The sequence below is a fragment of the Microbacterium sp. 3J1 genome, from assembly GCF_001049495.1.
GTDB lineage: Bacteria > Actinomycetota > Actinomycetes > Actinomycetales > Microbacteriaceae > Microbacterium.
Genome location: NZ_CDWI01000001.1, coordinates 126420 through 144907, shown reverse-complemented (window position 1 = coordinate 144907; position 18488 = coordinate 126420). Strand labels below are relative to the sequence as shown.

Annotated in this window: 16 protein-coding genes; 13 read left to right on the top strand and 3 right to left on the bottom strand. The window is 67.9% G+C overall.

All coding sequences use genetic code 11. From position 1 onward, the window contains the following. Window positions 1-2 precede the first annotated feature (2 nt). The 7 genes from rsmA to BN2660_RS00670 all read left to right on the top strand — a co-directional run bounded on the left by rsmA (window position 3) and on the right by BN2660_RS00670 (window position 8209). Complete coding sequence (gene rsmA / locus BN2660_RS00700; protein WP_091225971.1) at window positions 3-872, top strand: 16S rRNA (adenine(1518)-N(6)/adenine(1519)-N(6))-dimethyltransferase RsmA; 870 nt, start codon at window positions 3-5, stop codon at window positions 870-872. A 9-nt stretch (window positions 873-881) separates the two neighbouring features. Further along, the gene (mgrA, locus tag BN2660_RS00695; protein WP_091225968.1) at window positions 882-1949 is read left to right on the top strand and encodes an L-glyceraldehyde 3-phosphate reductase; all 1068 of its coding nucleotides are present in this window, start codon (window positions 882-884) and stop codon (window positions 1947-1949) included. Between the two features lie 13 nt (window positions 1950-1962). After that, window positions 1963-2895, top strand: a complete 933-nt coding sequence (locus tag BN2660_RS00690) for a 4-(cytidine 5'-diphospho)-2-C-methyl-D-erythritol kinase (protein ID WP_091225965.1) — start codon at window positions 1963-1965, stop codon at window positions 2893-2895. 91 nt (window positions 2896-2986) lie between these two features. Then, the gene (locus BN2660_RS00685) at window positions 2987-4000 is read left to right on the top strand and encodes a LacI family DNA-binding transcriptional regulator (RefSeq protein ID WP_091225963.1); all 1014 of its coding nucleotides are present in this window, start codon (window positions 2987-2989) and stop codon (window positions 3998-4000) included. Between the two features lie 154 nt (window positions 4001-4154). Further along, on the top strand, window positions 4155-5675 hold the full coding sequence (gene mmsA / locus BN2660_RS00680) for a multiple monosaccharide ABC transporter ATP-binding protein (protein ID WP_304364064.1): 1521 nt from the start codon (window positions 4155-4157) through the stop codon (window positions 5673-5675). After that, window positions 5672-7030, top strand: coding sequence for a multiple monosaccharide ABC transporter permease (gene mmsB / locus BN2660_RS00675; protein ID WP_091225957.1), 1359 nt, complete (start codon window positions 5672-5674; stop codon window positions 7028-7030). The genes mmsA and mmsB overlap by 4 nt, the downstream gene beginning before the upstream one ends. Before the next feature lie 60 nt (window positions 7031-7090). Beyond that, window positions 7091-8209 carry a substrate-binding domain-containing protein gene (locus BN2660_RS00670; RefSeq protein WP_091225955.1) on the top strand — a complete coding sequence of 373 codons (1119 nt, stop codon included), beginning with the start codon at window positions 7091-7093 and terminating at the stop codon, window positions 8207-8209. 75 nt (window positions 8210-8284) lie between these two features. On the opposite strand, the gene BN2660_RS00665 is transcribed toward BN2660_RS00670, so the two are convergent. From BN2660_RS00665 to BN2660_RS00655, 3 genes are all read right to left on the bottom strand, one after another. Continuing rightward, window positions 8285-8761, bottom strand: coding sequence for a hypothetical protein (locus tag BN2660_RS00665; protein WP_141651212.1), 477 nt, complete (start codon window positions 8759-8761; stop codon window positions 8285-8287). 362 nt (window positions 8762-9123) lie between these two features. Beyond that, window positions 9124-9546, bottom strand: coding sequence for a hypothetical protein (locus BN2660_RS00660; protein ID WP_091225950.1), 423 nt, complete (start codon window positions 9544-9546; stop codon window positions 9124-9126). Window positions 9547-9723: 177 nt separating this feature from the next. Then, entirely contained in the window at window positions 9724-11052 is a 1329-nt protein-coding gene (locus BN2660_RS00655; RefSeq protein ID WP_091225948.1) for an HNH endonuclease signature motif containing protein, read from the bottom strand. 102 nt (window positions 11053-11154) lie between these two features. Between BN2660_RS00655 and BN2660_RS00650 the strand changes: the two genes are divergently transcribed. The 6 genes from BN2660_RS00650 (at window position 11155) to BN2660_RS00625 (ending at window position 18481) form a co-directional block, all read left to right on the top strand. Then, entirely contained in the window at window positions 11155-11940 is a 786-nt protein-coding gene (locus BN2660_RS00650; RefSeq protein ID WP_141651211.1) for an alpha/beta fold hydrolase, read from the top strand. Window positions 11941-11979: 39 nt separating this feature from the next. After that, a complete protein-coding gene (locus BN2660_RS00645) occupies window positions 11980-13791 on the top strand; it encodes an ABC-F family ATP-binding cassette domain-containing protein (RefSeq protein ID WP_091225942.1) in 1812 nt (603 codons plus the stop codon). Window positions 13792-13909: 118 nt separating this feature from the next. Continuing rightward, window positions 13910-15676, top strand: a complete 1767-nt coding sequence (locus tag BN2660_RS00640) for a Na+/H+ antiporter (RefSeq protein ID WP_091225939.1) — start codon at window positions 13910-13912, stop codon at window positions 15674-15676. A gap of 90 nt (window positions 15677-15766) precedes the next feature. Beyond that, a complete protein-coding gene (locus BN2660_RS00635) occupies window positions 15767-16678 on the top strand; it encodes a MetQ/NlpA family ABC transporter substrate-binding protein (RefSeq protein WP_091225937.1) in 912 nt (303 codons plus the stop codon). Window positions 16679-16778: 100 nt separating this feature from the next. Continuing rightward, window positions 16779-17822 carry a methionine ABC transporter ATP-binding protein gene (locus BN2660_RS00630; protein ID WP_091225934.1) on the top strand — a complete coding sequence of 348 codons (1044 nt, stop codon included), beginning with the start codon at window positions 16779-16781 and terminating at the stop codon, window positions 17820-17822. Next, entirely contained in the window at window positions 17822-18481 is a 660-nt protein-coding gene (locus BN2660_RS00625; protein ID WP_091225932.1) for a methionine ABC transporter permease, read from the top strand. Before BN2660_RS00630 ends, BN2660_RS00625 begins: the two co-directional genes overlap by 1 nt. Window positions 18482-18488 lie beyond the last annotated feature (7 nt).

Here is an 18488-nt window from a genome sequence, read left to right as displayed (position 1 = left end):
CAATGACAGTCACCCTGCTCGGCGCCACCGAGATCCGACGCCTCGCTGCCGAGCTCGACGTCACCCCGACGAAGAAGCTCGGGCAGAACTTCGTCGTCGACGCCAACACGGTGCGCAAGATCGTGCAGGCCGCTCGGGTGCAGCCGGGCGAGCACGTCGTCGAGGTCGGACCGGGGCTCGGGTCGCTGACCCTCGCGATCCTCGAAGCAGGAGCATCCGTCGTCGCCGTCGAGATCGACCACCGCCTCGCCGCGCGCCTGCCGCAGACGGCGGCCGAGCACGGCGTCGCGCCCGACCGGCTGACGGTGGTGGATGCCGACGCGCTGCGCATCACGGAGCTCCCCGGCGAGCCCGCGGTGCTCGTCGCGAACCTGCCGTACAACGTCTCCGTCCCGGTGCTTCTGCACTTCCTCGAGAACTTCGCGTACCTGCAGCGCGGTGTCGTGATGGTGCAGGCCGAGGTGGCCGAGCGGCTCGCCGCGAAGCCGGGCTCGAAGATCTACGGCTCACCGAGCGTCAAGGCCGCCTGGTACGGGGAGTGGAAGCTGTCCGGCACGGTCTCGCGTCAGGTCTTCTGGCCCGTCCCGAACGTCGACAGCCTGCTCGTCGGGTTCGACCGCTCGGAGGGGGAGCGCGGGTCGGAGGACGAGCGCCGACTCACCTTCCGGATCGTCGACGCCGCCTTCAACCAGCGCCGCAAGATGCTGCGCCAGGCGCTCTCGGGGCTGTTCGGCAGTTCCGCCGCAGCATCCGAGGTGCTGCTCGCGGCCGGCGTCGCACCGACCGCCCGCGGGGAGGACCTCACGGTCGACGACTATCACCGTGTTGCGCAGCACGTCGCCGCGATCGGCGCACCGGTCGGCACCGACTAATCTGGCACGGTGACCGAGTCTCCGCGCTTCCGCCCCGATGTCCGTGAGCTGCACCGGCCGTACACGGCCGATGAGAGCCGCTACCAGCAGTTCGAGTACCGCCAGGTCGGCTCGTCCGGCCTGTACCTGCCGCCCATCTCGCTGGGGCTGTGGTGGAACTTCGGCGACAACATCCCGCTCGACAACCAGCGCACGCTGCTGCGCCACGCGTTCGATCGCGGCATCACCCACTTCGACCTGGCGAACAACTACGGCCCGCCGTACGGATCCGCCGAGAAGAACTTCGGCCGCATCTTCGCCGAGGACTTCCGCCCCTATCGCGACGAGCTGATCATCTCGTCCAAGGCCGGCTGGGACATGTGGCCGGGCCCGTACGGCGACTTCGCGAGCCGCAAGTACATCCTCGCGAGCGCCGAGCAGTCGCTCACGCGCATGGGACTCGACTACGTCGACATCTTCTACTCGCACCGGGCCGACCCGGTCACGCCGATCGCCGAGACCGTCGGCGCGCTCGACACGCTCGTGCGGCAGGGCAAGGCGCTCTACGTAGGCATCTCGTCGTACAGCGCCGAGCGCACGGCCGAGGCCGTCGCGGTGGCCCAGGACCTCGGAACACCCCTGGTGATCCACCAGCCTGCGTACTCGATCCTCAACCGCTGGGTCGAGGACGGACTCACCGACACGCTCGCGCAGTCCGGGCTCGGAGCGATCGCGTTCACCCCGCTCGCGCAGGGCCTCCTCACCGACAAGTACCTCGGCGACGGCACGGCCGACCGCGCGCAGAAGCGCGGGTCGCTGCCGGATGCTCCGCTGACGGATGCCGCGGTGCAGACCCTCCGCTCGCTGAACGAGGTCGCCCGCGATCGAGGGCAGTCGCTCGCGCAGCTCGCCCTGCAGTGGACGCTGCGCACCCCGGTCGTCGCCTCGGCGCTGATCGGCGCCTCGCGTCCTGAGCAGCTCGACGAGAACATCGCCGCCGTCAACGGGCCGGCCTTCACCACCGACGAGCTCGCGAGGATCGACGAGCTCTCCGGCGGCATCGACGTCGACCTGTGGTCGAACTCGACGGAGCTGTGACGAGGAGCGTGCGATGAGCTTCGCCGCCACCACCGAGTCCGTGCACGTACGCGCGCCGGGCAAGATCAACGTCTACCTCGGGGTCGGCGGGCGGCACGACGACGGCTACCACGCGCTGGCGACGGTGTTCCAGGCGGTCTCCCTGTACGAAGATGTGATCGCCCGGCACGCCGACGACTTCTCGATCACGGTGACCGGAGTGGACGACCCCGACACCGTCCCTCTCGACGACCGCAACCTGGCCATGCGGGCGGCGAAGCTGCTCGCGACGGCGGCCGAGTACGACGGCGGTGTGGCGCTGGAGATCCGCAAGAGCGTGCCGGTCGCCGGCGGCATGGGCGGCGGCTCGGCGGATGCGGCTGCGGCGCTCGTGGCCTGCGACGCCCTCTGGGGCACGGGGTTCACGCCGGCCCGACTGCACGAGCTGGCCGCACGCCTCGGGGCCGACGTGCCGTTCGCGCTGCACGGCGGGACGGCCGTCGGGACGGGGCGGGGCGACCAGCTCAATCCGGCCCTGGCACGCGGTCGCTTCGACTGGGTGCTGGTGACGAGCGACCAGGGACTGTCGACCCCGGTCGTCTACGGACGTCTCGACGCGCTGCGCGAGGCGGACGGCGCCCTCGCCGACGATCCGCCCCTCTCCCTCGACGTGCCGATCCCCGTGCTGCAGGCTCTGCGCTCCGGCGACCCGGAGCTGCTGGCCGAGAGCATCTACAACGACCTCCAGGAGGCCGCGCTGCACGAGCGGCCGGAGCTGGAGACGACGATCCTGCGCGGCATCCATGCGGGAGCCCTCCAGGGCATCGTGTCCGGTTCCGGGCCGACCGTCGCGCTGCTGTGCGCGAGCCCCGAGGCCGCGCAGCACGTCCAGGCGGGGCTCCTCGAGCACGGGCTCGACTCGCTGCACGTGCACGGCCCCGTGGCGGGCGCGCGCATCATCGCCTGACCGGCCCCGGTCCGCGAAAGGTGCGCTCGGGCATGCCTTCCGGACATAATGGGGAGACCGATGTGACCGTGCACATGCAAGGAGGCGTGACATGTCCACAGCCTCCGAGCGCGCACGGATGCCGAGCATCCGCGATGTCGCCCGACTCGCCGGCGTCTCGCACCAGACCGTCTCCCGAGTGCTCAACGATCATCCGAGCATCCGCCCCGAGACGAAGGCGAAGGTCCTCGACGCGATCTCGGTGCTGGACTACCGGCCGAACCTCGCCGCCCGAGCCCTCGTCACGAGCCGCTCGAACATGCTCGGCATCCTGTCGGCGACCGTCGGGGAGTTCGGTCCGACATCGTCGATGGTCGGCATCGAGGACGCCGCCCGCGAGGAGGGCTACTCGGTCTCGACGCTGAACCTGTCGGCGACCACGCCCGAGGCGATCGGCAGCGCGCTGCGTCAGCTCGCCCGCGAGCAGGTCGACGGCATCGTGGTGCTTGCACCCCAGGTGCGCGTGTTCCATGTGCTGCGGGCGATGGCGGTCGACACGCCCTTCGTCTCGCTGCAGACCGCATCGGGGTCGGACGGCATGAGCCTCTCGGCCGACCAGGTCGCGGGCGCGCAGCGCGCGACGGAGCATCTGATCGAGCTCGGACACAGCGACATCCTCCACCTCGCCGGTCCGCAGGACTGGATCGAGGCGGAGTCCCGCATGCGCGGATACCTCGACGCCCTGCGGGAGGCCGATCTGCCGACGTTCCCGCCGATACGCGGCGACTGGACAGCCGACTTCGGCTACTTCGCGGGGCAGGAGCTGTCGCGCCGCCGCGACTTCACGGCGGTCTTCGCCGCGAACGACGAGATGGCGATCGGGCTGATGCACGGCTTCCGCGATGCGCGCATCCGTGTCCCCGAGGACGTGAGCGTCGTCGGCTTCGACGACGTCCCGGTGGCCGCGCATGTGGCGCCGACTCTGACGACCGTGCACCAGGACTTCCCGGAGCTCGGGAGGCGGGCCGTGCGGCTCCTCCTCGCGCAGATCCGGGGGGAGACGGCGCCGGTGTTCGGTCCTCTCCAGACGACGCTGCGCACCAGGGAATCGTCGGCACCTCGATAGGGCCACAATTTCGCGAGTGGTCTTGACACCGGCTCAGCGAGCGTAGACTATGTAAACCAATGTGAACGGTCACATCGAATGTGATCGCCCGTCGCGAGGAAGATCCGTGAGCACCACAGCAACGTTGCCGGTCGTGTCAGGCCCCATCCTGGAGATGCGCAGCATCACCAAGGAGTTCCCGGGAGTCAAGGCGCTGTCTGACGTCTCCATCACCGTCCGCGCAGGAGAGATCCACGCGATCTGCGGTGAGAACGGCGCAGGCAAATCCACCCTGATGAAGGTCCTGTCGGGGGTGTACCCGTACGGCACCTACGAGGGGGAGATCCTCCTCTACGGCGAGGAGCAGCGCTTCCGCGACATTGCGGCGAGCGAGCAGGCGGGCATCGCGATCATCCACCAGGAGCTCGCGCTGATTCCCGAGCTGTCGGTCACCGAGAACATCTTCCTCGGCAACGAGATCCGCAGCTTCGGCCGCATCGACTGGCGCGCGCAGCGTCAGCGCACGGTGGAGCTGCTCGCCCGTGTCGGTCTGCGCGAAGACCCCGACGTGGCGGTCAAGACGCTGGGTGTCGGTAAGCAGCAGCTCATCGAGATCGCCAAGGCGCTCAACAAGGACGTCAGGCTGCTGATCCTCGACGAGCCCACTGCAGCGCTGAACGAGAACGACTCCCAGCACCTGCTCGACCTGATCCTCGGTCTGAAGGCCAAGGGGATCGCGTCGATCATGATCAGCCACAAGCTCAACGAGATCGAGCAGATCGCCGACGAGATCACGATCATCCGCGACGGCCGCACGGTCGAGACGCTCGACATCTCGCGCGGCGAGATCAACGAGGACCGCATCATCCGCGGCATGGTCGGTCGGTCGCTCGAGAGCCGCTACCCCGACCGCACCCCCGAGATCGGCGAGGTGTTCTTCGAGGTCAAGGACTGGTGGGTGCAGCACCCGACGGTGTCGGAGCGCATGGTGGTCAAGGGGTCGAACCTCAACGTCCGCCGCGGCGAGGTCGTCGGCATCGCGGGCCTGATGGGCGCCGGCCGCACCGAGTTCATGATGAGCATCTTCGGGCGCTCCTACGGCAACTTCCAGTCGGGGACGATCGTCAAGGACGGGCGGGAGATCAGCCTCCCCGACGTGTCCTCGGCGATCAAGCACGGTCTCGCGTACGTCAGCGAGGACCGCAAGGTCCTGGGGCTGAACCTGCTCGACACGATCAAGCGCTCGGTCGTCGCGGCCAAGCTGTCGAAGATCTCCCGTCGCGGAGTCGTCGACGAGCGCGAGGAGTACTCGGTGGCCGACCGCTACCGCAAGGCGCTGCGCATCAAGACGCCGAGCGTCGAGGAGGGCGTCGGAAAGCTCTCCGGCGGCAACCAGCAGAAGGTCGTGCTGGCGAGGTGGATGTTCACGGATCCGGATCTCCTGATCCTCGATGAGCCCACCCGCGGCATCGACGTCGGAGCCAAGTACGAGATCTACGCGATCATCAACGAGCTCGCCTCGCAGGGCAAGGGCGTCATCGTGATCTCCAGCGAGCTGCCCGAGCTCCTCGGCATCTCCGACCGCATCTACACAGTCTTCGAAGGTCGGGTCACCGACTGCATCCCGGCCGACCAGGCGACACCCGAGGCCCTCATGCGCAGCATGACCTCCGCGACTCAGAAAGCATCCGCATGACCACCGACCTCACGACAACGAAGCGTGGCTTCCACTTCGGCGACATCCGCAAGATGTTCGGGAGCAACGGCACGTCGTCCCTCCGCCAGTTTGGCATCCTCGGCAGCCTCATCGTCATCATCGCGCTGTTCGAGATCCTCACCCTTCTGCGCAACGGCCCGAACGGCGCGACGCTGACGTCCGGCAACCTGATCAACGTCATCAACCAGTACTCGTTCATCCTGATCCTCGCGATCGGCATGGTGATGGTCATCATCATGGGCCACATCGACCTGTCGGTCGGGTCCGTGGCCGCCTTCACGGGCATCATCGTGGCGAAGTCGATGGCCGACTGGAACCTCCCCTGGCCGCTCGCGATCGTCCTGGGGCTCGTCGTCGGTGCGCTCGTCGGAGCGTGGCAGGGCTTCTGGGTGGCGTATGTCGGAGTGCCCGCGTTCATCGTGACGCTGGCCGGCATGCTGTTCTTCCGTGGCGCGCAGCAGTTCATCGGCGACGCGCAGACGATCCCGGTGCCGAAGGGCTTCCAGATCATCGGCACGGGCTACCTCCCCGAGGTCGGGCTGCCGCTGCCGTTCAACGTGCCCACCATGCTTCTCGCGCTGGTCGCCGTCGCATGGCTGATCTTCTGGGAGATCCGCACGCGCCGCATCCAGCACAAGATGGGCTCCGACAGCGCCCCCGTCTGGGTCAGCGTCGTCAAGGTCGTGCTGCTCTCGGTCGTCGTGCTCGCCGCGGCGTGGATGTTCGCGACGGGTCGCCCCGGCACGAGCTTCCCGGTTCCGGGTCTGATCCTCCTCGCGCTCGTCATCATCTACTCGTTCCTGACCCGCAACACGGTCTTCGGCCGCCACATCTACGCGGTCGGCGGCAACCGGCAGGCTGCCCGACTGTCGGGCGTGAAGGACCGCTGGGTCGACTTCTTCGTCATGATGAACATGTCGGTCATGGCTGCTCTCGCGGGCATGATCTTCGTGGCCCGCTCGCAGGCTTCGGGCCCGAACGACGGCACCGGCTGGGAGCTGGACGCCATCGCCTCGGTGTTCATCGGCGGCGCGGCCGTCGCCGGCGGTATCGGCACCGTGATCGGGTCGATCATCGGTGGTCTCGTCATGGCGTTCCTCAACAACGGCCTCGCGCTGCTCGGCCAGGGCGCCGACGTCGTCTCGATGATCAAGGGCCTCGTGCTTCTGCTCGCGGTCGGCATCGACGTCTGGAACAAGCAGCAGGGCCGCCCGTCGGTCATCGCCTTCATGACGCGCCGCTTCGGCCGCAAGGACGACCCGGAGGCTTCGCCGGTCTTCGAGCCCAACAGGACTTACCAAGCCCCTCCCGTCGACAAGACCCGGGGCGAGTAAGCGGAATCTTCGCGCAGTGCTCGCGTGCAGGATCCGTCACATCACACAGAAAGAGATCACATGAAGAAGATCATCGTCACCGCGACAGCGCTCGTCGCGACCGCTGCCTTCGCTCTCACCGGCTGCTCCGCGGAGCGTGGGGGAGACACCGCAGGCTCGGGCGAGGAAGCCGAAGCGGGCTTCGCCGCCGACTCCTCGATCGGCGTCGCGCTTCCGGACAAGACCAGTGAGAACTGGGTTCTGGCCGGCAAGCTGTTCACCGACGGTCTCGAAGAGGCCGGCTTCAAGGCGGACGTCCAGTACGCCCCGGCGAGCAACACCGTCGCCGAGCAGCAGAACCAGATCCAGGCCATGGTCACCAACGGTGCCAAGGTCATCATCATCGGCGCGAAGGACGGCAAGCAGCTGGCCACGCAGGTGCAGGCGGCGAAGGATGCCGGCGCCTACGTGATCGCGTACGACCGCCTCATCGAGAACACCGAGGCCGTCGACTACTACGTCGCGTTCGACAACTTCAAGGTCGGCGAGCTCCAGGGTCAGGCCCTGCTCGACGGTCTGGCCGAGCGTGCCGGTCACGAGGCTCCGTACAACATCGAGCTGTTCTCCGGTTCGCCGGATGACGCGAACTCGAAGGTCTTCTTCGACGGCGCCATGAGCGTGCTCCAGGACAAGATCGACGACGGCACCCTGAACGTCGTGTCGGGTCAGACCGAGATCGCGCAGACCGCGACCGAGGGATGGCTTCCGGAGAACGCTCAGAACCGTATGGACACGCTGCTCACCTCGTCGTACAGCGGTGACACCGTGGTCGACGGCGTGCTGTCCCCGAACGACACACTTGCTCGCGCCATCATCACCTCGGTGCAGCAGGCCGGCAAGCCGGTTCCAGTCGTCACGGGTCAGGACTCCGAGGTCGAGTCGGTGAAGTCGATCATGGAGGGCATCCAGTACTCCACGATCAACAAGGACACCACGCTGCTCGTGGAGCAGGCCATCAAGATGGTCGGCCAGCTGCAGAAGGGCGACGACGTCGACGTCAACGACACCGAGTCCTACGACAACGGCGCGAAGATCGTCGACTCGTACCTGCTCGACCCGATCATCGTGACCAAGGAGAACGCGGCTGAGGCGTACGCCAACGTCCCGAGCCTCCTCGAGATCGTCGAGTCGTACCAGTAAGCGATTCCCGCTCACACAGACGACGAGCCGTCCGGGCCTTCGGGTCCGGGCGGCTCGTCCGCGTCTCGGATGCGGTCAGCAGCCGGGTCCGTCGGGGTTCTCGTCGCACGTGTGGGCGACGAGCGCCGTGCGCGCCTCGAAGATCCGGATCTCGACCGCCGTCCCCTGCGAGGTGAGCTGCCCGGGCACCGTGGTCCACCCCGCGCCGAGGTCGATCTCCGCCGTGTAGCGGACGTCGACGCGAGCGGAGTACGTCCCACGCTCCGTGTACGTGTGGCTCGTGGGCGTAGGGGTGAACGGTGCCTGGCCGAGCGCCTCCCACGACTGCCCGGCTGTCGCCGTTCTCGCGGTGTCGCCGTCACCGAACGTGTAGTCGTATCCCGCGGGCGTGAACCGCACGACGATCGGGGCGCCGAACAGTGTCCCGCTGAGCGTCTGCACGGATGCCGCCGCGGCGAAGTTCGTCGGCATTCCCGCGACGCCGACGTTCTGGGGTTCCGCGGCGAGCACGGTCGAACCCGGCGTGAACCGCGCGAGATCGCTGATCGTCACCGGGCGCGCGTCCGGTGTGGCGGGCGCCGCAGGGGCCTGCTCCACGACTTCCTGTGTTCGTATGCACCGCGTCGTCCCGCCGTCATCGAGGCACTCCGCCAATCGCCGCGCCTCGTCACTCGGTCCCGCAGGCGGGGCAGGATTCCCGTCCTGTCGCGGCCCGTTCGAGCCCGGAGTCGAGGGCGAGTTGCTGCTCGTGCTCTGCTGTTGCGTGCCGGAAATGTTCAGCGAGGATCCGTCGTTTGATCCGCACAGACCCATCGTCTCGAACGTGCCTGAGCACGAGGAGGACGCAGCAGCGATCGCCGTGGAGAGGGGTGCCGCGGCCATGATTAATGCGAGGAGAACGGCGAACGGTCGGTCTAGCATTGGGACTCCTCAGCAGACTCCTCGTTGGAGATGAGCAGCGTGCGAGGCGTACCGACGAACGTGACTGACTGCGCCACGACATCGCCGCGCTCAGGCGGCGTTACGTCCTCGCCGGCTGCGTTCAGCACTCTGAAGCGCGAGACGTCGATGCAGACATAGCCGATAAGCACAGCTTCAGCATGGTCAGCGTGAAAGTCGATTCCTTTGAACGATGAGATCGCTGTTTGCCCCGCAGATTGGAGGCCCCAGTCGCGAAGCTGATTCTGTCCATCTATGTCCCCCTCTAGCGCGAGACCCGTCAGAAAGGTTTGGGGATCTGGATAGGTTTCGTCTCGGAATCGAGCGTTCAGCGCATCGTTATACGCCCGGTAGACCTCTTCCGCCGCGGCGAAGGCCTCCTCCTCGCTGGCGAACACGGGCGAGGGCGACGGGCTGGGCACCGGGTCTGGCGCGCACCCCACGAGCAACCCCGTGCTGATGCCGAGGAGACACAGGAGAGAGACCGGCAGAGAAGTGCGCGCGGAAGATCGTGGAGAGGTCACCGCGCCACCGTAGTGAAACTCAGGCGGCGGCGTCCGCGTTATCCACAGGTCTCAGAACGGCGGCGGTTCGTCGGCGGCGGAGGAGAACGTCACCGTGTGCTGCGGTGGCGGCCGATCGATGTAGGAGCGTCCGGTCGGGCTGGTCCATTCGAGGACGCCGCCCGGTCGTTGCCGGACATGCCAGGGGGAGTGGTGCTTGAGCAAATGGTGTCGGCGGCAGAAGGCGGCGAGGTTCGTCTCGCACGTGGCACCACCGGCTGACGCCGCGTGGTTGTGGTCGAGGTCGCACTTGCGGGCGGCGATGCCGCATCCGGGAAATCTGCAGCGCTGGTCTCTCGCCCTCAGGTGCCGTCGAAGTCGCCTGCTCGGTCGGTATCCGTCGACCCCGAGCATCCGCCCGCTGACCGGGTGCGTCAGCACCCGGTCCCAGACCGAGGCGGCGCTTGCCAAGAAGCGGGCCGTGCAGCCATCGATGGGCAGCGCCCCGTCGAGCTCGGCGGGCGGCGTCGGAGCGGATGCGTCTCCTTCATCACCCTGCATGAGCGTCGTGACAGGGACCGTCACCTCGATGCGGCCGCGGATCTCGCTCAACAGCCCGTCTTCGCTGTCGTGACCGCTCCACGTGCCTGTGAGCACCAGGTCGACGAGCAGATCTGCGCGGATCTCGTCGACGGTGCGATCATCGGCCTCGAGGTCCTGCCCCGCACGCGCCGCGGCCTTCTTCGCCCGCCGGTTCTCCTCGCGGATGATTTGTGCGGCTTGCGAGAGCCGATCGAACATGCCGTGCACGAGTGCGGCGGGAGCATGCACCTGGAGCCCGGCCATGCCGTCTTCGCCGTCGGACACCCAGACCCGTCGCTGCGAGCGGGCCCGGCGGTGCCGCTCGTCGATGGTGCTGGGAGCGAAGCGCTCGGCGATCCGCCGCGCGAGCGGGCGCAGCCTGTTCGGTGACTCAGCTTCGGCGAGGGGCAGCACCGCGGCGGCGTACGCCTCTCGGCTCTCGGAGCTCCCGATACGGGAACCGGCGTCGACGATGACGCGGGAATGCGCGGCACTGATGCGTCCGGCACCCTGCGCCTCCCAGACGGCCGGAAACTCCTCAACGAGCATCCCCGCCGACATCATCCGACGCTCGACGGTGCGGTCGCTCACATGCTGGACTGCGGCGATCTCGGCCGCGATGGTCCGGATCGAGTGGTCGCCCTTGTCAGGGTGGTCGCCCTGCTTCGCGATGTCGATCGCGAGACGACCGGCGATCGCGAGAAGCCCGTCGCGGGCCGCGGTCATGCTGCTGAGAGTGGATTCGGCAGCCTCGAGCGACGCCACGAGACCGGCGAGAGTCGCCATCTGCGTGTGGGTCGCGTCGAGCAGTGCTGTCATGATTCGAGTAGATCATGGGCCACCGACATTCGAAGAAAGATTCGAGGTATGCCGAAAGGGATATGATCACGAATCGATAACGACGTGTGCGACACTGACTCGATGCTTCTTCACGCCGTCGACGTCGGAACCGCCCCGCGCACCGTCGTGCTGCTGCACGGCATGATGGGCTCCTCGGAGAGCTGGTGGCGAGTCATCCCGCTCCTCGTCGAGCAGGGCTGGCGTGTGCTGGCCCTCGATCTCCCCGGTCATGGGCTCTCGCCTCGCGACCCGTATCTCACGATCGAGCGGGCGGGGTCCTCCGTCGTGGAAACCGTGAGACATCATGCGCCCGAGCATCCGGTCGTCGCCGTCGGCCACTCCTACGGAGCGACCGTGCTCGCCGAGGCCGCACGACGGTTGCGGCCGACCCTGGCGATCTACGTCGATGCGGGTCTCGCCTTCCCCGGCCGCCAGGATCGCGCGGAGTTGACGACCCGCTACGAGCGCGACAGAGCCGGCCGCCTCTCGCCCGAAGCGCTGCGACGCTCTCGGCGCTTCTACTCCGCCCGGGATGCCGAGGTCGAGGCCCTGGCCGCCTCTCGGTTCGACCCGGCGACCATGGCGTCGATCTCCTGCGGTCCCGACCACTCGCGACTTCCCGCCGCTGGTTCGGTCGTCGTCCGAGCCGACCCGAGCGACTGGGTGAGCGACGACGACGTACGGCGGTTCGAGGCGAACGGCGTCGAGGTGCGACGCATCCCCGGCGCCGCGCACACGATCTGGTACAGCCATTTCCACGAGTTCACCGCCGCGCTCCCCGAGCTGTTCGCTCCCGCACGCGTGAACCACAGCCCAACCGACAGCAGTGAGCCCAGCAGCGCCGATAGCAGCAGCGAGCCCGACTGAGCGAGCCACACATCGACCGCGACTACCCTGGAAGACGACATGGCACATCTTCTCGGGGCAGAAGCCCTTCACCTCGAATATCCGACGAGGGTCGTCTTCGACTCCGTGACCCTCGGCATCGAAGAAGGTGACCGCATCGGCATCGTCGGCCGCAACGGCGACGGCAAGTCGAGTCTGCTGGGCATGCTCGCCGGCATCAAGGAGCCGAACTCCGGTCGCGTCACCGTGCGCGGCGGGACGACCATCGGCGTCCTCGATCAGGCCGACACCCTCAGTGACGACCTGGCCATCAGCGCCGCGGTCGTCGGCGACACCCCGGAGTACGAATGGGCAGGCGACCCCCGCATCCGCGACGTGATCGAGGGGCTGCTGAAGGATCTGCCCTGGGATGCCGAGATCGGCTCTCTCAGCGGTGGCCAGCGTCGCCGTGTCTCGCTCGCGAAGCTGCTCACGGGGGACTGGGATGTCATCGCCCTCGACGAGCCCACCAACCACCTCGACGTCGAAGCCATCACATGGCTGGCCGGGCACCTCAAGAAGCGGTGGAGCCCGAACTCCGGAGCGCTCATGGTCGTGACGCACGACCGGTGGTTCCTCGACGAGATCTGCACCGAGACCTGGGAGGTGCACGACCGTATCGTCGAGCCCTTCGAGGGCGGCTACGCGGCCTACATCCTGCAGCGCGTCGAGCGCGACCGGATGGCAGCGGCCACCGAGGCCAAGCGTCAGAACCTCGCCAAGAAGGAGCTCGCGTGGCTGCGCCGCGGCGCACCCGCCCGCACCAGCAAGCCGAAGTTCCGCATCGATGCGGCCAACGAGCTCATCGCCGACGTGCCCGAGATCCGCGACAAGGTCTCGCTGCAGTCGCTGGCGGTCTCGCGCCTCGGCAAGGACGTCGTCGACCTGCTCGACGTGGGTGTGACTTATCCGAGCCCCGACGGCGGCACGAAGACCGTGCTGAAAGACGTCGAGTGGCGCATCGCGCCGGGGGAGCGCACCGGCATCCTCGGTGTCAACGGCGCGGGCAAGTCGACGCTGCTCGGACTCATCTCGGGCACCGTGGAGCCCACGGTGGGCCGCGTGAAGCGCGGCACGACCGTGAAGGTCAAGACGCTCACCCAGCGGCTCGACGAACTCGAGGACGTGCGGCACGAGCCGGTGCGCGTCGTGATCTCGCGCCTGCGCACCTCGTACACGATGGGTTCCGGCTCGAAGGCGCAGGAGCTCACGCCCGGGCAGCTGCTCGAGCGGCTCGGCTTCGATTCCGCCCAGCTCTCCACCCCGGTGAAGGATCTGTCCGGAGGTCAGCAGCGCCGTCTGCAGCTGCTGCTCGTGCTCCTCGACCAGCCGAACGTGCTGATCCTCGACGAGCCGACGAACGACCTCGACACCGACATGCTGGCGGCGATCGAGGATCTGCTCGACTCGTGGTCGGGCACCCTGCTGGTCGTCAGCCATGACCGGTACTTCCTCGAGCGCGTGACCGATCAGCAGTTCGCGATCCTCGACGGCCATCTGCGGCATCTGCCCGGGGGCGTCGACGAGTACCTGCGACTGCGCCAGCTGCAGACCTCGGCGCCGGGCAAGTCCCAGACCGCCGTCAACACCGAGAAGAAGGCGTCCACCCTCGACGGCGCCGCCTTGCGCACCGCGCAGAAGGAGGTTGCCGCCCTCGAGCGCCGCATCCAGAAGCTCACCCAGCAGGTCGACAAGGCGAAGACCGCGCTGGCGGATCACGACCAGTCGGACTTCGCCGGGCTGGGAGACAAGATGAAGGCGATCAGCGACCAGCAGGCCGAGATCGAGGAGCTCGAGCTGCGCTGGTTCGAACTGACCGAAGAGCTCGACTGACATCTCGCCATCCGTGCCCCGTGGGAATACGGTGGCACTGCAGGACGCTGTGATCTGGGCGGGGTTCGATGCCATCCGGGATCGCACAGCATGATCCTGCGGTACCCGGGAGGTTCAGTTGGAAGGACTCGAGGTCACCGTCCTGCTCGGACTCACGATCCTCGTCGGCACGATGCTCGCGCCGCGCATACGGCTGGCTCTGCCGCTCGTGCTCGTGATCCTCGGCCTGGCGCTCGGCTTCGTGCCGCAGCTGCGTGAGATCCAGCTGCCTCCGGAGACGGTGCTGCTGCTCTTCCTCCCGGTGATGCTGTTCTGGGAGAGCCTGACCACCTCTCTGCGTTCCATCCGACGCGACTTCCGCTACATCCTGCCGATGAGCACCGTCCTCGTGGTGGCATCCGCCTTCGCGGTCGCGGGCATCGGACTGCTGTTCGGGATGCCGTGGGAGACCGCCCTCATCCTCGGCGCCGCCGTCGCCCCGCCCGACGCCACCGCCGTCGCCGCGCTCGGCCGCCTGCTGCCGCGCCGGATGTTCATGAAGCTCAAGGCCGAGAGCCTCACCAACGACGGCACGGCGCTCGTCCTCTACGCCATCGCCGTCTCCCTCGCCCTGGGCGGCCAGATCTCCCCGTGGTCGGTGACGCTCTCGGTGCTCACCTCCTACGTGGGTGGCGTCGCGGCCGGTGTCGTGATCGCCGTGCTCGGATACCTGCTGCTCCGTCGCACGTCGTCGACCATCGTGATCAACGTGACCCTGCTGCTGATCCCGTTCTCGGCCTTCCTGCTCGCCGAGATCGTGCACGCGTCGGGGGTGCTCGCGGTCGTCGTCGCCGGCCTCATCGTCGCCTACATGGCCCCGCGGGTCACGACGGCGTCGTCGAGGCGTCAGGCGGATGCCGCATGGCCCTTCGGCGTCTTCCTGCTGAACGGGGCGCTGTTCGTGCTGATCGGTCTCGAGGTGCAGTTCGTCGCCCACGAGATCTCCGGGGCCGCGATCGGCCGCCTCGTCCTCATCACCCTGGCGGTGTGGGCGACGCTGCTCGCGGTGCGATACCTGTTCCAGCTCATGAACGCGCCCTTCCAGCGCCGGACGAGTCCGCGCCCGACGAGAGGCGCGCGAGCGAGATCGATGGCCGTGTCCACAGTCGCGGGCATGCGCGGAGCGGTGTCGCTCGCGATCGCTCTGTCGGTGCCCGCCGCCAGTGCCACCGAGGGAGAGATCGCCGGCCGCGACGAGATCGTCTTCGTGACGGCCGGGGTGATCCTGCTCAGCCTGCTGGTGCAGGGTCCGCTTCTTCCTGCCATCGTCCGCTGGGCACGCTTCCCCGACGATCACAGGGACGACGAGGAGTACGAGCTCGCCGAGCGCACCATCTCGGGTGCCGCGCTCGCCGCCCTCGACGACCTCGCCGCCGAGCACGGAGTGGGCCAGGAGATCCGCGACAAGGTGCGAGCCGAGGGCTACCAGATGCTGGAGTTCGCGAACGCGCGCTCTCTCGCCCGCGAGCAGGCGATCGTGGACGCCGAGGCCGAGGTTCTCGACGAGATGCTCGGCGAACCCGACCCGCTCGGTGCGGGGACGAGCCCGGTCGGGCCCGGGAGCGGGAGGTCGGCCCCCGACCTCGTCACGGTGGATGCCGTCGAAGGCGAGGTCCGCACGCTGCAGATGATCGCGACCTCGGCCGACGTGGACGTGATGCAGCGCTCTCCGCTGCTGCGTCACGAGGAGCACACGCGCCTCAAGCTCGCACTCATCGACCGCAAGCGCGAGGTGCTGCTCGGACTCCGCCGAAGCGGTACGGTCGACGACCTCGTGGTCCGCCGCATCTCGGCCCGCCTCGACCTCGAGCAGGTGCGCCTGCAGGGCATCGAGGACTACGACTGAGAGCTGTGACGCTCTGTGACGCTCGATTGTGGCGAGCGGCGCGTCGCTGCCTAACGTATTCGAGTCCCCCAAGAGAGGAACCCGAACACCATGTCCTTCACCGCATCCCGCCGGACAACATCCGTCATCGCCGCGCTCGCCGCGGTCCCGCTCGTCGTCGCGCTCGCAGGCTGCGCGACCGGCTCCTCAGAGGCCGGCTCCGGCAGCGAGAACGAGACCGTCAAGGTCGGTGTCGTCGGAAAGGGCGACGCGCAGTGGGCGCCCTTCGTCGAGGCAGCCGCTGAAGAGGGCATCACGGTCGAGCTCGTCGACTTCGGCTCGTACGAGCAGCCGAACCCGGCGCTGACCGAGGGCGAGATCGACCTCAACCAGTTCCAGCACATCGTGTACCTCGCGGACTACAACGTGAACTCCGGTTCCGACCTCACGCCGGTCGGCTCCACGGCCATCTACCCGCTGGGCCTCTACTCGCAGAAGTACGACGACGTCGACGACATCCCCGAGGGCGAGACCGTCGCGGTCCCGGACGACGCATCGAACCAGGCGCGTGCGCTGCTCGTCCTGCAGTCCGCAGGGCTCATCGAACTCAAGAGCGGCGGCACGATCTTCTCCGACGTCGCGGACGTCGACACGGCGAAGTCGAAGGTCGAGGTCACCGCACTCGAGGCCGCGCTGATCCCCACCTCGCTGCCCGACGTCGCCGCCGCGATCATCAACAACGACTTCGTGCAGGACGCCGGTCTGACGTTCGACGATGCGATCGCCCAGGACGACCCTGAGGACCCCAACGCCCTGCCGTACGTGAACGTCTTCGCTGCCCGCGCGGAGGACGCCGACAACGAGACGTACCTCAAGCTCGTCGAGATCTTCCAGACGAACGAGGACGTCCAGGCCGGTCTGCTGGAGTCGTCGGGCGACACCGCGGTCCCGCTGCAGACGCCGGTCGAGGACCTCGTCTCCTCGCTGGAGAAGGTCCAGAAGGACACCGAGGCGCAGAAGTAAGCCGACGCGGAGGAATCTCTCCGCGCGATGCGAGAGAATCGGGTGGCGCTGCGCGCGTCACCCGATTCGTCGTCTTCCGACCACCTGACCGGAGCAGCACATGCCCATCGTGAGCCTGACCAACGTGTCGAAGGCATACCCCGCCCGCACCCCGGGCGACGGCGACATCGTCGCCGTCGACGACGTCACCCTGTCGATCGAGAAGGGCGACGTCTTCGGGATCATCGGGTACTCGGGCGCCGGCAAGTCGACGCTCGTGCGGCTCATCAACGCTCTCGAGCCCGCGACCTCCGGCTCGATCCTCGTCGACGGCGTCGACATCACGTCGCTCAAGGAGAGCGAGCTGCGCAAGGTCCGCGGCGGGATCGGGATGATCTTCCAGCAGTTCAACCTCTTCGCGTCCCGCACGGTCAAGGCCAACGTCGGGTACCCGCTCAAGCTCGCCGGGTGGAGCAAGGCCGACATCGAGACGCGGGTCGCCGAGCTCCTCTCCTTCGTCGGGCTGTCCGACAAGGCGAAGGCATACCCCGAGCAGCTGTCGGGGGGTCAGAAGCAGCGCGTCGGCATCGCCCGCGCACTGGCCACGAAGCCGGCGATCCTCCTCGCGGACGAGGCCACCAGCGCGCTCGACCCGCAGACGACCCACGAGGTGCTCGATCTGCTGAAGCGCGTCAACGAGGAGCAGGGCGTGACCATCGTCGTGATCACGCACGAGATGGACGTCATCCAGACCATCGCCACGAAGGTGGCCGTGATGGAGAACGGACGGGTGATCGAGGAGGGCGACGTGTTCGAGGTCTTCTCCGCACCACAGAACCCCGCATCGCAGCGATTCGTGGGAACGGTGGTGAAGGGCATCCCCTCGCCGTCCGAACTCTCGGTCCTGCGCGAACGGCACCGCGGACGTCTGGTCACGTTCTCCTTCCGCGACGGCGACTCCTCGCAGGCGCAGGTCTTCCTCGACCTGGCCGCCGCCGGACTCGACTTCGAGCTCGTCTACGGCGGGATCAACGACATCCGGGGTCGGGCCTTCGGTCACCTCACGCTGGCGATCCGCGGTGACGGCGCCGCCATCGATGCGGCGCTGTCCGCCATCGGAGAGCGCGTCGAAGTCACGGAGATCGCTCGAGAGGAGGCGCTCTGATGGATCGTCTGAACGAACTGTGGCCCGAGCTGTGGAAGGCCGCGCTCGAGACCCTGTACATGACGTCGTTCGCGCTCCTGCTCGGCGGCATCCTCGGGCTTGCGATCGGCGTGGTCCTCTACGTCACCCGGCCGGGCGGACTCGCGCAGAACCGGGCCGTCTCGCTGATCGCCAACCTCGGCGTCAACTTCTTCCGCCCGATCCCGTTCGTGCTCTTCGTGGCGGTCGCGCAGCCCTTCGCGCGTGCGGTGGTCGGCACCGGCATCGGCACCACGGCCGGGGCGTTCATGATCGCCCTCGCCGCGGCCTTCGCGATCGGCCGCATCGTCGAGCAGCATCTGGTCTCGGTGTCGCCCGGCGTCATCGAGGCGGCGCGGGCGATGGGCGCCGGTCCCTGGCGCATCCTGTTCACCGTGGCGATCCCCGAGTCGCTGGGGCCCCTCATCCTCGGGTACACCTTCATCGTGGTGGCGCTGATCGACATGACCGCCATGGCAGGTCTCATCGGCGGCGGCGGTCTCGGCGCGTTCGCCCAGATCTACGGCTTCCGCCAGTTCGAGCCGGTCGTCATGTGGACGGCGATCGTCCTCATCGTGGTGTTCGTGCACCTCGTCCAGATCCTCGGGACGAGGCTGGCGCGCAAGATCATGCGCCGCTGAGCGGCCA

Bases quoted from the DNA above. Each gene is read 5' to 3' on its own strand.
- mmsB (WP_091225957.1), top strand. From the start codon at position 5,672: ATGACCACCGACCTCACGACAACGAAGCGTGGCTTCCACTTCGGCGAC.
- BN2660_RS00630 (WP_091225934.1), top strand. From the start codon at position 16,779: ATGCCCATCGTGAGCCTGACCAACGTGTCGAAGGCATACCCCGCCCGC.
- BN2660_RS00635 (WP_091225937.1), top strand. From the start codon at position 15,767: ATGTCCTTCACCGCATCCCGCCGGACAACATCCGTCATCGCCGCGCTC.
- BN2660_RS00645 (WP_091225942.1), top strand. From the start codon at position 11,980: ATGGCACATCTTCTCGGGGCAGAAGCCCTTCACCTCGAATATCCGACG.
- BN2660_RS00685 (WP_091225963.1), top strand. From the start codon at position 2,987: ATGTCCACAGCCTCCGAGCGCGCACGGATGCCGAGCATCCGCGATGTC.
- BN2660_RS00655 (WP_091225948.1), bottom strand. From the start codon at position 11,052: ATGACAGCACTGCTCGACGCGACCCACACGCAGATGGCGACTCTCGCC.
- BN2660_RS00670 (WP_091225955.1), top strand. From the start codon at position 7,091: ATGAAGAAGATCATCGTCACCGCGACAGCGCTCGTCGCGACCGCTGCC.
- rsmA (WP_091225971.1), top strand. From the start codon at position 3: ATGACAGTCACCCTGCTCGGCGCCACCGAGATCCGACGCCTCGCTGCC.
- BN2660_RS00690 (WP_091225965.1), top strand. From the start codon at position 1,963: ATGAGCTTCGCCGCCACCACCGAGTCCGTGCACGTACGCGCGCCGGGC.
- BN2660_RS00625 (WP_091225932.1), top strand. From the start codon at position 17,822: ATGGATCGTCTGAACGAACTGTGGCCCGAGCTGTGGAAGGCCGCGCTC.
- mmsA (WP_304364064.1), top strand. From the start codon at position 4,155: ATGCGCAGCATCACCAAGGAGTTCCCGGGAGTCAAGGCGCTGTCTGAC.
- BN2660_RS00650 (WP_141651211.1), top strand. From the start codon at position 11,155: ATGCTTCTTCACGCCGTCGACGTCGGAACCGCCCCGCGCACCGTCGTG.